Annotated in this window: 15 protein-coding genes, 1 tRNA gene and 5 pseudogenes; 14 read left to right on the forward strand and 7 right to left on the reverse strand. The window is 47.8% G+C overall.

Features of this window, described 5'->3' with window-relative positions:
- The 4 genes and pseudogenes from ACHHZ6_RS09500 to ACHHZ6_RS09515 all read left to right on the forward strand — a co-directional run bounded on the left by ACHHZ6_RS09500 (position 1) and on the right by ACHHZ6_RS09515 (position 2,077).
- On the forward strand, positions 1-549 hold the full coding sequence (locus ACHHZ6_RS09500; RefSeq protein ID WP_395122144.1) for an immunity 42 family protein: 549 nt from the start codon (positions 1-3) through the stop codon (positions 547-549).
- A gap of 233 nt (positions 550-782) precedes the next feature.
- Positions 783-1,325: pseudogene (locus tag ACHHZ6_RS09505) on the forward strand (filamentous hemagglutinin); the annotation flags it as partial.
- A 33-nt stretch (positions 1,326-1,358) separates the two neighbouring features.
- Positions 1,359-1,808 (forward strand): EndoU domain-containing protein, encoded by a 450-nt coding sequence (locus tag ACHHZ6_RS09510; protein WP_395122162.1) that lies wholly within the window; start codon positions 1,359-1,361, stop codon positions 1,806-1,808.
- Between the two features lie 14 nt (positions 1,809-1,822).
- Positions 1,823-2,077, forward strand: a complete 255-nt coding sequence (locus tag ACHHZ6_RS09515; RefSeq protein ID WP_196390881.1) for a MafI family immunity protein — start codon at positions 1,823-1,825, stop codon at positions 2,075-2,077.
- Positions 2,078-3,226: 1,149 nt separating this feature from the next.
- On the opposite strand, the pseudogene ACHHZ6_RS09520 reads toward ACHHZ6_RS09515, so the two are convergent.
- Positions 3,227-3,319, reverse strand: a pseudogene (locus ACHHZ6_RS09520) (RstR family transcriptional regulator); the annotation flags it as partial.
- 107 nt (positions 3,320-3,426) lie between these two features.
- On the opposite strand from ACHHZ6_RS09520, the gene ACHHZ6_RS09525 reads away from it, so the two are divergent.
- The 9 genes from ACHHZ6_RS09525 (at position 3,427) to ACHHZ6_RS09565 (ending at position 9,167) form a co-directional block, all read left to right on the forward strand.
- Complete coding sequence (locus ACHHZ6_RS09525; RefSeq protein ID WP_395122145.1) at positions 3,427-5,388, forward strand: VENN motif pre-toxin domain-containing protein; 1,962 nt, start codon at positions 3,427-3,429, stop codon at positions 5,386-5,388.
- Positions 5,389-5,390: 2 nt separating this feature from the next.
- Complete coding sequence (locus ACHHZ6_RS09530; RefSeq protein ID WP_395122146.1) at positions 5,391-5,714, forward strand: DUF6572 domain-containing protein; 324 nt, start codon at positions 5,391-5,393, stop codon at positions 5,712-5,714.
- Between the two features lie 40 nt (positions 5,715-5,754).
- Entirely contained in the window at positions 5,755-6,738 is a 984-nt protein-coding gene (locus tag ACHHZ6_RS09535; protein ID WP_395122147.1) for a VENN motif pre-toxin domain-containing protein, read from the forward strand.
- 7 nt (positions 6,739-6,745) lie between these two features.
- Positions 6,746-7,102, forward strand: coding sequence for a hypothetical protein (locus ACHHZ6_RS09540; RefSeq protein ID WP_395122148.1), 357 nt, complete (start codon positions 6,746-6,748; stop codon positions 7,100-7,102).
- Positions 7,103-7,247: 145 nt separating this feature from the next.
- Positions 7,248-7,559, forward strand: coding sequence for a DUF6862 domain-containing protein (locus ACHHZ6_RS09545; RefSeq protein WP_395122149.1), 312 nt, complete (start codon positions 7,248-7,250; stop codon positions 7,557-7,559).
- Positions 7,560-7,631: 72 nt separating this feature from the next.
- Positions 7,632-8,165: a hypothetical protein gene (locus ACHHZ6_RS09550; RefSeq protein WP_395122150.1), complete on the forward strand. Its 534-nt coding sequence runs from the start codon at positions 7,632-7,634 to the stop codon at positions 8,163-8,165.
- A complete protein-coding gene (locus tag ACHHZ6_RS09555; RefSeq protein ID WP_395122151.1) occupies positions 8,162-8,437 on the forward strand; it encodes a DUF6966 domain-containing protein in 276 nt (91 codons plus the stop codon). Before ACHHZ6_RS09550 ends, ACHHZ6_RS09555 begins: the two co-directional genes overlap by 4 nt.
- On the forward strand, positions 8,415-8,858 hold the full coding sequence (locus ACHHZ6_RS09560; RefSeq protein WP_395122152.1) for a hypothetical protein: 444 nt from the start codon (positions 8,415-8,417) through the stop codon (positions 8,856-8,858). The genes ACHHZ6_RS09555 and ACHHZ6_RS09560 overlap by 23 nt, the downstream gene beginning before the upstream one ends.
- Before the next feature lie 18 nt (positions 8,859-8,876).
- On the forward strand, positions 8,877-9,167 hold the full coding sequence (locus ACHHZ6_RS09565; RefSeq protein WP_395122153.1) for a hypothetical protein: 291 nt from the start codon (positions 8,877-8,879) through the stop codon (positions 9,165-9,167).
- A 71-nt stretch (positions 9,168-9,238) separates the two neighbouring features.
- Here ACHHZ6_RS09565 and ACHHZ6_RS09570 read toward each other — a convergent pair.
- The 6 genes and pseudogenes from ACHHZ6_RS09570 to proB all read right to left on the reverse strand — a co-directional run.
- Positions 9,239-9,508, reverse strand: a pseudogene (locus ACHHZ6_RS09570) (transposase); the annotation flags it as partial.
- A gap of 5 nt (positions 9,509-9,513) precedes the next feature.
- A pseudogene (locus tag ACHHZ6_RS09575) lies at positions 9,514-9,651 on the reverse strand (transposase); the annotation flags it as partial.
- A gap of 72 nt (positions 9,652-9,723) precedes the next feature.
- Positions 9,724-9,834, reverse strand: a pseudogene (locus ACHHZ6_RS09580) (DUF4102 domain-containing protein); the annotation flags it as partial.
- Positions 9,835-9,996: 162 nt separating this feature from the next.
- Positions 9,997-10,072 (reverse strand) — tRNA-Thr (locus tag ACHHZ6_RS09585).
- Between the two features lie 111 nt (positions 10,073-10,183).
- Positions 10,184-11,437, reverse strand: a complete 1,254-nt coding sequence (gene proA / locus ACHHZ6_RS09590) for a glutamate-5-semialdehyde dehydrogenase (RefSeq protein WP_182273868.1) — start codon at positions 11,435-11,437, stop codon at positions 10,184-10,186.
- A gap of 11 nt (positions 11,438-11,448) precedes the next feature.
- Entirely contained in the window at positions 11,449-12,552 is a 1,104-nt protein-coding gene (gene proB, locus ACHHZ6_RS09595) for a glutamate 5-kinase (protein WP_182273867.1), read from the reverse strand.
- Positions 12,553-12,855: 303 nt separating this feature from the next.
- On the opposite strand from proB, the gene phoE reads away from it, so the two are divergent.
- Complete coding sequence (gene phoE, locus ACHHZ6_RS09600; protein WP_395122154.1) at positions 12,856-13,908, forward strand: phosphoporin PhoE; 1,053 nt, start codon at positions 12,856-12,858, stop codon at positions 13,906-13,908.
- Positions 13,909-13,912 lie beyond the last annotated feature (4 nt).

Raw genomic sequence — 13,912 nt, forward strand, 5'->3', positions numbered from 1 at the left:
ATGATTTTTGGTGATCCAAATAAGTTTGCAATATTAATAGATTATGTGCCGATCTGGAGTTCAGAAGGCGGATACAAAAATGGTATATTTCACTTTGTTATTAATGGGAAATTTTTTCCTGATTATGCAAGCGTGGCTACTTTAAGCGGTGATATCAGTTGCTTGTCGGATGATAACGCTTTGATTACCGTTCCTGAAGATGAGTATTTATTTAAAGCGGAAAAATTAGATTCTTTCTCAAAAATAATGAGTGCAATGCTTCCTAATCTATTAAATCCGGATGCTGAAGTATCAGATGATTTTGAGGCGGATTATCGTTACCAAGCTTCGACATATAACTTAGAAAATGACACGTGTTATGTGTTTTCCGTTGGTTATATGGGACAGGTTAGAATATTGGCTGCTAAGGTTAGCTATTTATATGGTAATGATGCTGAAGGTTATGAGTGGAAAAACCATAATAACCTTGAGGTACATGAAATTATTTTATCTAAGGATGAAGTACATCGCATAGTTAGTGAAGTAAAAGCAAAGTATGAATTAATCTAAACAATAAATCCCGCCCTCAATGGCGGGATTTTACTTTAAGCGGTAATAGCAGCAGCTGACGCCGCTGCTATTATGTGGGTGCGGTTGCTCTTTAACAGGTTGGCGAAAATGGCGTCACGGGCGTAAAAGACACGTCGGGGAAAAAAGTTGACAGGATCAAAATGCATCAGCAAGAATAGTCTGTAACCTACTGACTGAAGAGGGAAAATATCCTTCCACTCTCGATGATCGCATCGGAGCGAGTTGTTGTTGAGAATAACTATCTGAGCCAGAAACAACAGGCTCAGAAGGATAAAGAAATCGCTGAATGCCAGAGCATGGTCTGCAAAGCGGGGGCTCAAGCCAAATGGACGGCCATTGACCTGGGGCAGGACGGTAGCTTCGCGGCGGGAATGATCGCCGGGGTTCCGGCTGGATTATATGACACCGTTGACGGGATCGTGAAAACGGCCAGCAGCCCGGTTGAAACCTACGAAGCCCTTAAATCCCTGTTTAACAGTGGTGATGTGCTGGGTAACGTATCGGATGCGGTAAAACAGTCTTATATCGACCGTATCGATCGGATGGAAGCGGAATACCAGAAAGCCGGGGCCAGTGGGTCGTTTAATGCGGGTGTTGAAGGCGGGAAGCTGGTCACCGATATAGCCGGGCTGCTGGCTGGCGGTGCCGGGGTTGTGAAAGGTGGCACGGTACTGACGGAGAAGGTTGTAGCGAAAGTAGTATCAAAAACCGAGAAAGCTATATCTGACATCCCGCCGTCAGCCTGGAAATCTGGTGAAGGTACATTTAGCCCAAAATCGGATAAAACGGTGACGAATGTTGAGCATCCAGGAGGACAATATGACGGGAATTCATTGCCTTATAAAGATAAAGTCGGCACTGTAACTGATGGTAAAGACTATACAGATATTCTTTCTCCTGAAGCGAAACAACATATATTATATGGAGATAGCCCTACTAGTGGTGGTCATATATTCCCTGGTAATCCCGGTAAAACAACATTTCCGTCGAATTGGACCGCAGAAAAAATTGTTCATGAAATAGGGGATATTGCTACTTCACCGAGTACTCAATGGTATGCTCAGACAGGTACTGGAGGGTTATATACTGGTAAGGGAGACCCAGCAAAATGGGTTGCTTATGAAGTTAGAGATGGGGTAAGACTTCGGGTTGTATATCAACCAGTTACTGGGAAGGTAATAACAGCATTTCCTGATAGTAAACCTATTCCAGTACAGTCAAAACCGATAAAAAAATAGTAAGGAATGTATAAATGTTCGGCAACAGAATTACTCAGCTAGCGAAAGGTTTTGAGGATCGCTTAGATCCAGATTTGATTGAAGGAGCTTTAGATTACATTCAATACAATGAAGAGCCACTTGCCTTTGAGATATTATGTGATCATATATGTGAATATGATGTTGCAATAACTTCAGAAGAATATGAAAGAATAGTCAATCTTACTAAAGATATGAACTTAGATATAGACGATGCCCCATTTAAATATTTAAAACAGTTAGTAATGTAAATAGACATCCCGACCTTCGTTCGCGGCTTTTTTTATGCTCCGCACACTCCGTTCGATAAATATTGAATCCCCCCGGCAGGCTATTTAACGATAGCCTGCTCCTCACTTCAAAATCTCCACGCCCCACGCAAAATTCTATTTTTTATGATATCTTTTTAAAATCAATGCATTGCATTTTTTAAAATGCAGAATAAATTGTTTTAATGTGTCAGGAAGAGTCGTCAACGACTCTATGGCGAGTTGTCAGCAAGTCGTCATAGAGTCAGTACTGACTATTGGCTGAAAAAACAAAGTATTAATGGCGATCCGACTCTTGAGTTGAATCGTATTCTTATTGATGGCCAGTTCTGGATTCGATGCATGAATCGCCTGACGACTCTTCTGAAAGTGGCTGTGGAATTAAAACATTAAGGCCGTCTGAAATACAGTCTCAGGTGTCATTTCCGGTAAAGTGCGGGACAGGGTATGTTTTGTAGCACCGCCACGTTGTGGCGTCCTCCAAAACGCCGGTCAGCAACAGGTCAGGGCACAGCCCCGCCCCCCCAGTGGAATTAGTGCAACAGAATGCAATTTAGTGCAATGGGGAGCGAGATTACGCCACATTAGTGCAACTTTTTGCAATGCAGTGCAGTGCAATTTAATGAAACTGTACATTATATTTCCCTGATTCTGGAGGCACGTTACCGACTGTATACACAGTCGCGTGCCAAAGGGTTCCCCTTTGAATCCCGCCCACTGGTCACCAGAAATACTACGGCTGTCACGATTATGCCGAAATATATATTATCCTTGATGTTATTTTATTTATCGATGCGTAATCATACGCACCTGTGCACGGGCGGGCATGATAATGCGGAACAGAGCGTGAGTGATGCGTGGGAAAAGCATGCAGGAGCGTCAGTCATGCGCAACAGTGCACTAAAACTGCGTCTGTAATGTCATGGTAGAGGAAAAATAGTTACAGTGAAAGAAATAGCGGTATTAAAAAGGTAATAAATCATGAGGTTATTGTATTGATGTACTGAGTCTTTACGGTATTACTTTTTTAATACTGTAGTAAAAATAAAAAAAGCTCCCCAAACCCTGCACTGATCGCGCAGGGTTATTTTTTATTAACTGTCCTGTGTGACGGCCTTTTTTAGCCGTCAGTCACTTCGCTCCTGAAGACCAGCGTTCTGCTTCGTACTTGATAATCATCCCCCCCAGAAGCTGATTAATCACCTGCTGTTGCTCAGGGGCCAAAGGGTCTGTTATCGACTGGCAGATGAACACCACCGGGTAGAGGCTGCGGCAGGTAGCAAACGTCTAGCACCGTAATCTTCCGGGCATCGTCGGCGTGAGCCTGATTGGTGCGCAGAACGGTATCTCACTGGAGCTGGGGGCTTATCAGCAGAAGGGTAAGGAAAACAGCCAGCTATGACAGTAAGCAGTCTTCGTCCGGCGTGTCCCTCAGTCTGTGCATACCGCCATTGTGTTATGGTGCCTCTTCCGGTAGCGTCAGTGCGTCGGGTGAGAATATCACTCATGATGGCAAGAGCGTTGCTGACCAGAGCGGGATATTCGCAGGCAGGGGTGGCTTTGCTGTCACCACGGGAAATCACACGCAGCTTGACGGTGCGGTTATCGCCTCTACCGCCACACCGGACAAAAACAGCCTCGATACCGGGACGCTGGGTTTCAGCAATATCCACAACGAGAGCCAGACCAGCGGCAACAGCTACACGGTGGCGCTTTCAGGCAGTGCGGGTGGCAGCGGAAAAGGTGAAAACCGTAACCTGACGCCTGCCATCGGTATCGGCCATGCCGACGAGAGCCGCAGCGGTACAACCTCATCAGCGGTGAGTGGCGGTAGCATTGTCATTCGCAACCCTGAGGGACAGAAACAGGATATTGCAGACCTGAGCCGTGATACGGCTGACGCCCACCACGGCGTGGACGTGAACGGTGATGTGCAGAAAGTCAGGGATAACCTGGCGGTACAGAGCGAAGGTGCTGCACTGGCCTCCTCTGCCCTGGATGCTTACGGTAAGTATGCTGAGCAGAAAGCGCGGGCATCCAATGCTGCGCTGGGCGCGAAGCTGGCGGCAGAAGGAAAACTGCAGGGCGATACCCCGCAGGAGCAGGAAGCCTTCCTGAAGACGCAACCCGGATATCAGAATACTGAGTACGGCCCGGGAAGTGACTTCTGGACGAAAGGCAGCGCAGCGGCGGGATTACTGGCAGGCGCACCTGGCGGTAACCTGAAAGCAGGCGCGGCTGCGGGGGCGGCCCCTCTTCTGGCGTCCCTGGTCAAAGAGCAGAAAGACTCAACAGCCCGTGCTGCCCTGCACGGTATTGTGGCGGCGGCGCTGACGCAGCTGAGTGGTGGCCACGGCGCTGACGGCCTGAAGGCCGGAGCCATTGGTGCCATCACGGCCTCGGCGATGGCCGGCCATCTGGTAAGTGCCCTGTATGGTGATAAAAAACCCGGTGACCTGACGGCGGATGAGAAGCGACTGGTCAGCAGCCTGGTAAGTATTGCGGGTGGTCTGGCGGGTGCTGCGGTGACGGACGGTAACCTCTCCATGGCGGCTGTGGGAGCAAATACTGCCCGTGTGGAGGTTGAGAATAACTCGCTGAGTGAACACAGTCCGTTTGAGCATGAGGAAGAAGAGCACGAAAAAGAGCTTGGCAATGGGCATATAAAAATTATCCCTATGAATCCAGGGCTGGAACCTGAACGGGATGAAGCCGGAAATCCGATCACTTATGCGCCAGGATTTGGAGTGCCTATTGGTTCTGCTGTTCGATTACCTTCTGGTTACACTCCTACAGGCCGTGGAGATGTGGTAGGTCCGAAAGGTGGCATGTATACCAATACAGGGAAAACAGACTCATCGGGTAACGCTATTTACAGTAATAATGGTAGTTATTATACTTTTGATAGCACGTCAAAAAATGGCACCCTATCTCCAAACCCAGCGAATCAGATTCGCCAGAACTATGATCAGGGAAAAGCATTCGAAGATAGCATTTATCAAAAATATTCACAGGGAATGACCGATTCAGCCAGAGAGGTTACAATCAAAACTGGAAGTGGGGTAAATGTTAGAGTGGATATTATGACGAAAGATAGTAGCGGAAATATTTTCTGTGTCGAATGTAAAAGCTCAGAGACAGCACCTTTAACGCCTAATCAAAAGATCGGCTACCCAGAAATAGAAAATAGTGGTGGTGTGATTACGGGAGTAGGCAAACCCGGATTTGATGGTGGGACAGTGATTCCACCAACAAAGATTGACGTGATAAGACCAGGCAAAGATAAAGGTTAAATATGTCAGTAGAAGACCTTAATAAAATTGATTTTATGGGGATCCCTGAAAATGAACCAGACGCTATCAGTCTGGCTATATCAGATCATCTGGCTTGGGGTGAGAACACAAATGATCATTTGTATAAGTTACAGGAAAAAATAAATTCATATATTGAGTTTATAGAAAGTGGGCAAATGGAAGAAAGTTTCCCTAAAGCTAAAGGGAAAACAAAGAAAATTATTGAGATTTACTTCAAAAATTCTCCGCCGAAAGATGTTCTGTTTTTCTTTGATAAAGTTGAAAGTGTTTTGGCTGGGATTAATGTAAAGCTACAGTTAAAGTAAGTATAGCTAATGTGATGTTTTTATTGTTTTATGAGCCTGCTTGTTCAGGCTCTATCTTTTATACCTTCTAAACACGCAGTCAGCGCGTGATTTCTGGACGAAAGGCAGCGCAGCGGCGAGATTACTGGCGGGCGCACTTGGCGGTAACCTGAAAGCAGGTGCGGCTGCGGGTGCGGCTCCTCTTCTGGCATCCCTGGTCAAAGAGCAGAAAGACTCAACAGCCCGTGCCGCCCTGCACGGTATTGTGGCGGCGGCGCTGACGCAGCTGAGTGGTGGCCACGGTGCTGACGGCCTGAAGGCCGGAACCATTGGTGCCATCACGGCCTCGGAGATGACCGGCCATCTGGTAAGTGCCCTGTACGGTGATAAAAAACCCGGTGACCTGACGGCGGATGAGAAGCGACTGGTCAGCAGCCTGGTGAGTATTGCGGGTGGTCTGGCGGGTGCTGCGGTGACGGACGGTAACCTCTCCATGGCGGCTGTGGGGGCAAATACTGCCCGTGTGGAGGTTGAGAATAACTCGCTGAGTCCTGGCCATGATGAGGAAGAGCTTGAAAAAGAGCACGGCGACCGCCTCCCAAAAGTTTATAATGTTGCCAGGCTTGGAGTGTTGTTTGACGAAGATGGCAAGCCGCTTCCTGGAACTGCTGGTCTTGGAATTGGGGCTGTTCCGATTAGGCCAGGTGGTGCTATTGAAGGTAAATCAGCCCCCAAGGTTCCACCTAAGTTACAACCGTTTACCAACCCCGCTCAAGGACCTGTCATTCCTGATGGGTGGTTAAGTAAGCCCGGTCGAACACCTGGAAGCTCAATTTACTATCCGCCAAATACAGATCCTAGTAACCCAGGAAGCACTTACATAAGGGTTATGCCATCTGGCTCAACTCCTGTACCCGGACTTGAGAACGGTTACTGGATATCTGTCAAAAATGGACAACCAATAAATCCTGCTACAGGTGGAACAGGGACTCGTGGAGAGACTCATGTACCATTACCATCAGATACTATGCCGCCAAAAAGGTAAGCTATAAATGATTACAATCGATGAACTTAGTGAATTTGAACAGTCGATATTTACTGGAGTTATTGTGGGAGTTGGATCTTTAGTTTTGCTATTTTCATCAGGTAGCAGAATTTTGATTCAATGTCCGTTCCAGTGCGGGGGAGAAAAGCATATCCAAAACGGGCATGGTGAGAACCTAACAACAAGTGTTCTTCTTTTCCCTACACTTAATCAAACGGTTTACTCGTGTTCCATGCTTGATGGCGAAGTATTAAGTCTATGTTTTAGTAATGAAGATAATATACGTATTATCCCTGAAAAGAATGGTTTTGAATCTTACGTAATTACAACTAGCCATGGGGATTATCCTGTGATCGCCCGCTAAGCAATATCTTGGCTGCCCAGCGAAAAGGCGAACCTGGGAAGCAGTTGTTGTGACGGAAACATAGCAGGCAAAGTTGGGTTTAATAAATTGAAAATAAAGATAAAAACTAATTTCATCGCAACAATCTGCGTCAGATAGAATTGTTGTGGAGAATAATTCTCTGTCCGCTAAAGATGAGAAGCAAAGGCAGGATGCGAAGTGGTCACTGCCGTACATCAAGGATGCGAACGAAAAAGCCAAGGCTGAAAAGCTGGTTGCAGACCTTGATGCGAAAGATAAAGCGTTCGATGTGGCACTGGACAACGCGTGCCAGAGGCTATCGTCATCAGCCTGCCAGGGTATGCGCCAGGAACTTGCCGCGATGGGCAAGAGCTATGATGAGCAAATGGACGGGCAGTATGTCGGCACAATGGGCAGTGTGTACAAGGAAGGGGCCGATAAAATAGCCGGGCAGTAGTGGCAGTATGCGACTGCGGATGCGAAAGCTCAGCGTGATGCCGATGTTCAGCATATAGCGTAGAACTGGGGAGTGAGCCCGGAAGCGGCTTCAGCGCTGTACGATACAATGACTTACGTACACGGCGCGGCGGCGATCGGCGGGGCTGTTTATGGGATGAAGCAAGCTGGCAATGTGCTGGATCATCCTAACATTTCAGGGAAAGTATTAGGTGAATACTCTGCGATCAAGTCAGGTCCCTTGGATCGAGATATGGCTCTAACGTTTTCAGGTGCACGATATAAGGAAGTTGTATTATCCGAAGATACATTACTTTATAGGGCTGGTATTGCAGATTCCCCGTTTGGCCAATACTTTAGTTTTGAAAAACAAAATGGTGTTGTTCAAACTCGTATTGATAAGGCACTTCTACCTGTCTGGCCGAATGGGGCTGCCTCCCCTTTAGATACTTCTTTTGGTATAAAAATACCAGCAGGAACAAAAGTATACATTGGGGATGTTGGGTATCAAAATGGGTTCTATTTGGGAGGGACTGAACAAATTGCAGTTCCTAAACCTTGGGACATTCCGGGTGTTGAAATTATATCAAAGGATCCATTGAAATGAATAATGATGAAGAAATTAAAAATGTAATAAGCAAATTGCATTTGCTTTTACACAATTGTGGAAACGAAAGTTGGGCTACTAAGCTCGCATATATACATGGAATGATAAATGATGATCCTGATCAAGCAAGATACTTAATTATGACTTCATTCGGCGGTATGGGTTCACTGAATGATATTGTTCTTTCTCTAAATGATCAAATGCTTGTGGAAGAAAATAGAGAACTTGACAGTTTGAGAAAACGATTATTTGAGTTGGCTCAGCGATTGTAAATTTTTTGTTGAGAATAACTTCTTGGGTGCGACATCTTCAAACAAACGTGACAAAGCCGTTGAGAAAATTAAGAACGGTGATAGATCGCTGAAAACAGCCAATGAGCTTATTAGCATTGAAAATGCTGATAAGCGTAGTGATGTTCTTATGGATAAATTCCGTCGTGATCCGTCCTCGCTATCGGCATCTGAACAAACCGAACTGAATACATATGTCAGAGTTTATGCGGCTGAAATGCAGTCTGTTTACGGTGTAGAACAAGGCCAGGAAATAGTCAGGAGTCTTTTTGCTAATCCTGGCTATGAGCGTAATCCTGACACTGAGGCATTGAATCAGGCTCAGAGCACAGTAAATAACTGGGGCTACCATGAATCTAATGCCAGCATAGGGAATTTAGAGAATTGTTCCCTGAGCAAGTAACAAACACAAGGTGATTAGATGTTAACAGAAAATGATATGCAGGATATATCAAGGCTTATAGAGCTGTTAAAGAAGGTCATCGAATATGTCGTTGAAAACGAAGGTAGTGACTCTCTTTGTAAGGGGCTCCTTAAATCTTTAAGAATACTTGAGGGTAATCAGCGTAATGGATTTAAAAATTTATATAATCATATCATGAGTGATTTTAGAATGATGGTTGATCGAGGGTTATATGGTGATCAGTGTATAGATGAAATAACAAACGAAGTGTGTAAAATAATAAAGTCAAATAGTTTGTTTTATAAATAGTCAACAATGTGATCCCGGCCCTTTACAGGCTGGGACGAGCCTGTAAATAATTCTGTGTAACTGCCATCGTATTAAAGGTGATCGCTCAGGCGATCACCGAACTCGGTAATAAAACGGCTCATCGCCAGCAGCCAGTTTTGGATTGGCATATTCCATTTTTTCGATGCGGCTTGTATCGCCAGATATATCACCTTCCGTACTGAGTCATCTGTCGGGAACACTTTGCGCTTTTTGATAGCTGCACGGATCACGCTGTTTAGCGACTCGATGGCATTTACCGTGTAGATGGCTTTGCGGATGTCAGGCGGATAACCGAAGAACGTATTCAGATTTTCCCAGTACGCGCGCCAGTTTTTGCTTTCCAGCTGTAATACGAGGCTTCATAGATACCGGCTTCACGGCAGACATCCTTGACGGTACGTCCGGTTTCGACGGACTTCAGAACGGCAATGATCTGGTGTTCGGTGAATCGGACTTTACGCATGGAGATCTCCTCAGGGGACATAATCAGTATGTCGGAAGATCTCTAAAAGTGAATGGGTCGTTTTACCGGGATGCTTACACTTCCATTAGGTTCTATAAGCAATGACAAGCCTTGCCCATCCCCAAGCGTATAGGGTTTATCTTCAGGCTTAGCGCGGCGAATCTGCATATCGTTTAAAGGCATGTGTATAGGAATCCAGGACCGAACAGGAACATATACACAATCCTATACACATTCTGTACGGATTCTACCGGATGGTTACGGACAACGATGGACTAAAAAGAAATAAAACCGTTATAAATCAGGGTATTTATGGATGAATACGGATGTTTGGGGAAGTTGAAATGGTGCCGATAATAGGAGTCGAACCTACGACCTTCGCATTACGAATGCGCTGCTCTACCAACTGAGCTATATCGGCCCTGAGAGGCCGGTTACGAATGTAACCACGGGGCAGAAGGTTAGATCTAACCGAGTGATGCGTCAATGCCCTTTTGAATCAAACGGCTATTTTTGCATCACCCGTGTTTATTTACGCACGAATCGTATCATCGCCGAAGCCGATCCACTTGTAGGTGGTCAGCGCTTCAAGACCCATCGGGCCACGCGCGTGCAGCTTCTGAGTGCTGACAGCCACTTCCGCGCCCAGGCCGAACTGGCCGCCGTCGGTGAAGCGCGTTGAAGCATTCACATACACGGCTGAAGAATCCACCTCGTTCACAAAGCGATCGGCGTTGCGCAGGGTACGCGTCAGGATCGCATCGGAATGCTGCGTGCCATGCTCACGAATATGAGCGATGGCATCATCGAGATCCACCACAATCTTCACGTTCAGATCCAGAGACAGGAACTCGTCGTCATACTGTTCTGCTTTTACTGGTACCACGGCAGCTGGGCCATCTTTCAACAGCGCCAGGGCGTTAGCCTCAGCATGCAGCGTAACGCCGCTTTTCGCCATCTGTTTGCTCAGCGCAGGCAGGAAAGTGTTCGCGATACCCTGATGTACAAGCAGCGTTTCCACTGTGTTACAGGTGCTTGGACGCTGGGTTTTGGCATTAACGATGATCTTCAGCGCCGGTTCAATCTCGGCGCTGTCATCGACAACAATATGACACACGCCAATACCGCCGGTGATCACCGGGATAGTCGACTGCTCACGACACAGCTTGTGCAGACCCGCGCCACCGCGTGGGATCAGCATGTCGATGTATTTATCCATGCGCAGCATCTCGTTCACCAGCGCGCGATCGGGGCTTTCAATCGCCTGCACGGCACCCGCCGGTAAGCCGCACTCTTCCAGCGCCTGCTGGATGACTTTTACCGTTGCACCGTTGGTGCGCCAGGTCTCTTTTCCGCCGCGCAGAATAGCCGCGTTGCCGGTTTTCAGGCACAGAGACGCGACATCGACCGTCACGTTAGGACGGGCTTCATAAATCACGCCGATCACACCGAGCGGTACGCGGCGACGCTCAAGACGTAAACCGCTGTCGAGCAGTCCACCGTCAATCACCTGCCCGACAGGATCAGCCAGATTACACACCTGGCGAACATCGTCGGCGATACCTTTCAGACGTGCTGGCGTCAGCGCCAGGCGGTCGAGCATTGCTTCGCTCAGGCCGTTTTCACGCGCTTCAGCTAAGTCTTGTTCATTGGCACGCAAAATCTCAGCGGATTGCGATTCCAGATAATCAGCGATTTTTTCCAGCACGCGGTTTTTCTCGCGGCTGGAAAGGAGCGCCAGTTTGTAAGAGGCGGCCTTTGCGGCTGCACCCATTTGTTCCAGCATTTTCTGGCTCCTTAACGAATAATCATATCATCGCGATGCACGGCGACCGGGCCATATTCATAGCCCAGGATGGCGTCGATCTGCTGCGAGTGGTGACCCGCAATCCGGCGCAGAGCATCACTGTTATAACGGCTCACGCCGTGGGCGATGTCGCGACCTGCGAGGTTACGGATACGAATCACTTCACCACGAGAGAAGTTGCCTGTCACGCTTTTAATTCCTTTTGGAAGTAATGAACTCCCTCTTTCCAGAATAGCGGCAGTCGCCCCTTCATCGACGGTAATTTCACCTGCAGGCGGCGCACCGAAAATCCAGCGTTTGCGGTTTTCCAGTGGGGATTCCTGCGCATGGAAACGCGTGCCCACAGAGAGACCTTCCATGACATCGCCAATCACGCCAGGGCGGCTACCCGCAGCAATGATGGTGTCGATACCGGCACGGCACGCCACGTCCGCTGCCTGTAGCTTGGTACCCATTCCGCCCGTTCCCAGGCCAGAAACGCTATCACCCGCGATGGCGCGCAGCGCATCATCAATGCCGTAAACATCTTTAATCAGTTCAGCGTCCGGGTTGGAACGCGGATCGGCGGTGAACAGCCCCGGCTGATCGGTCAGGAGCAGTAATTTATCAGCACCGGCCAGAATCGCGGCCAGCGCAGAGAGGTTATCGTTATCGCCCACTTTGATTTCAGCGGTCGCCACGGCGTCGTTTTCGTTAATGACGGGGACGATATTGTTGTCCAGCAGCGCACGCAGCGTATCACGCGCATTCAGGAAACGTTCTCTGTCTTCCATATCCGCACGCGTCAGCAGCATCTGCCCGACATGAATGCCATAGATAGAAAACAGCTGTTCCCAGAGTTGAATCAGTCGGCTTTGTCCCACGGCGGCCAGCAACTGTTTAGAGGCTATCGTCGCGGGGAGTTCGGGGTAACCCAGGTGTTCACGCCCGGCGGCAATCGCCCCGGAAGTCACAATAACGATACGATGCCCTGCGGCATGCAGCTGAGCGCACTGACGTACAAGCTCAACAATGTGGGCGCGATTTAGGCGGCGCGATCCGCCTGTTAACACACTGGTACCGAGTTTTACCACCAGCGTCTGGCTATCACTCATGATTCTCTGCCGTTCAACGATAAGGGGAAATGATGTCAAACGAACGTTTTAGCAGGACTCAGCCCCGTTGCCAACTGCCTTAGCACATCACTAAACACTTTGTTGCGCCGGATCAGGGAGCGTAGTGGCAAATTTTGACAATTTTATTACAAAAATAATAAATCACAGTTTTTTAAAATTATTCTTATTTTGTCATAAAAGTTTAATTCCAGAACGTTAAAACCCTTCCTGTTTTTTCACGGGACTTAGGCATGAGCTTATCGTCCAGCGAATTTTAGCGCGTTTATAAAATCAGGATCGAAAATGAAAAAGAGCACACTGGCATTAGTGGTTATGGGCGTAGTTGCTTCTGCATCTGTACACGCGGCCGAAGTCTATAATAAAGATGGCAATAAACTGGACGTGTACGGCAAAGTAAAAGCAATGCACTACATCAGTGATGATGCCTCTAAAGACGGTGACCAGACCTACGTACGTTTCGGTTTTAAAGGTGAAACACAGATTAACGATCAGCTGACGGGCTATGGCCGTTGGGAATCCGAATTTGCCGGTAACAAAGCAGAGAGCGACTCCTCTCAGAAAACTCGTCTGGCATTCGCTGGCCTGAAACTGAAAAACATTGGTTCTCTGGATTACGGTCGTAACCTGGGTGCCCTGTATGACGTCGAAGCATGGACCGATATGTTCCCTGAGTTCGGCGGCGACTCTTCCGCGCAGACTGATAACTTCATGACCAAGCGTGCTACCGGTCTTGCCACCTACCGTAACACCGACTTCTTCGGCATGGTTGACGGCCTGGACATGACGCTGCAATACCAGGGTAAAAACGAAAACCGCGACGCCAAGAAACAGAACGGCGACGGTTTTGGTACTTCTCTGGCTTATGACTTCGGCGGCAGCCCTTTCGCTGTTAGCGGCGCATACACCAGCTCTGACCGTACCAATGCTCAGAACCAGTTGGCTCGCGGCCAGGGCGACAAAGCTGAAGCATGGGCAACCGGTCTGAAATATGACGCGAACAATATCTATCTGGCAACGATGTATTCTGAAACACGCAATATGACCCCAATTTCTGGTGGTTTTGCGAATAAAGCACAGAACTTTGAAGTCGTGGCGCAATATCAGTTCGATTTCGGTCTGCGTCCGTCCCTGGGCTATGTACAGTCTAAAGGCAAGGATATCGAAGGTATCGGTGATGCTGATATCGTGAAATACATTGATGTGGGCGCGACCTATTATTTCAACAAAAATATGTCCACGTTTGTTGATTATAAAATCAACCAGATTGATGACAAAAACAAACTGGGTGTCAGCAGCGATGACATCGTTGCACTGGGTATGACTTACCAGTTCTGATCAC

This window comes from Enterobacter cloacae complex sp. 2024EL-00214 (assembly GCF_043945575.1).
GTDB lineage: Bacteria > Pseudomonadota > Gammaproteobacteria > Enterobacterales > Enterobacteriaceae > Enterobacter > Enterobacter cloacae_P.

Bases quoted from the DNA above. Each gene is read 5' to 3' on its own strand.
- proB (WP_182273867.1), bottom strand. From the start codon at position 12,552: ATGAGTGATAGCCAGACGCTGGTGGTAAAACTCGGTACCAGTGTGTTA.
- proA (WP_182273868.1), bottom strand. From the start codon at position 11,437: ATGCTGGAACAAATGGGTGCAGCCGCAAAGGCCGCCTCTTACAAACTG.
- ACHHZ6_RS09530 (WP_395122146.1), top strand. From the start codon at position 5,391: ATGTCAGTAGAAGACCTTAATAAAATTGATTTTATGGGGATCCCTGAA.
- ACHHZ6_RS09565 (WP_395122153.1), top strand. From the start codon at position 8,877: ATGTTAACAGAAAATGATATGCAGGATATATCAAGGCTTATAGAGCTG.
- ACHHZ6_RS09515 (WP_196390881.1), top strand. From the start codon at position 1,823: ATGTTCGGCAACAGAATTACTCAGCTAGCGAAAGGTTTTGAGGATCGC.
- ACHHZ6_RS09500 (WP_395122144.1), top strand. From the start codon at position 1: ATGATTTTTGGTGATCCAAATAAGTTTGCAATATTAATAGATTATGTG.
- phoE (WP_395122154.1), top strand. From the start codon at position 12,856: ATGAAAAAGAGCACACTGGCATTAGTGGTTATGGGCGTAGTTGCTTCT.
- ACHHZ6_RS09555 (WP_395122151.1), top strand. From the start codon at position 8,162: ATGAATAATGATGAAGAAATTAAAAATGTAATAAGCAAATTGCATTTG.
- ACHHZ6_RS09540 (WP_395122148.1), top strand. From the start codon at position 6,746: ATGATTACAATCGATGAACTTAGTGAATTTGAACAGTCGATATTTACT.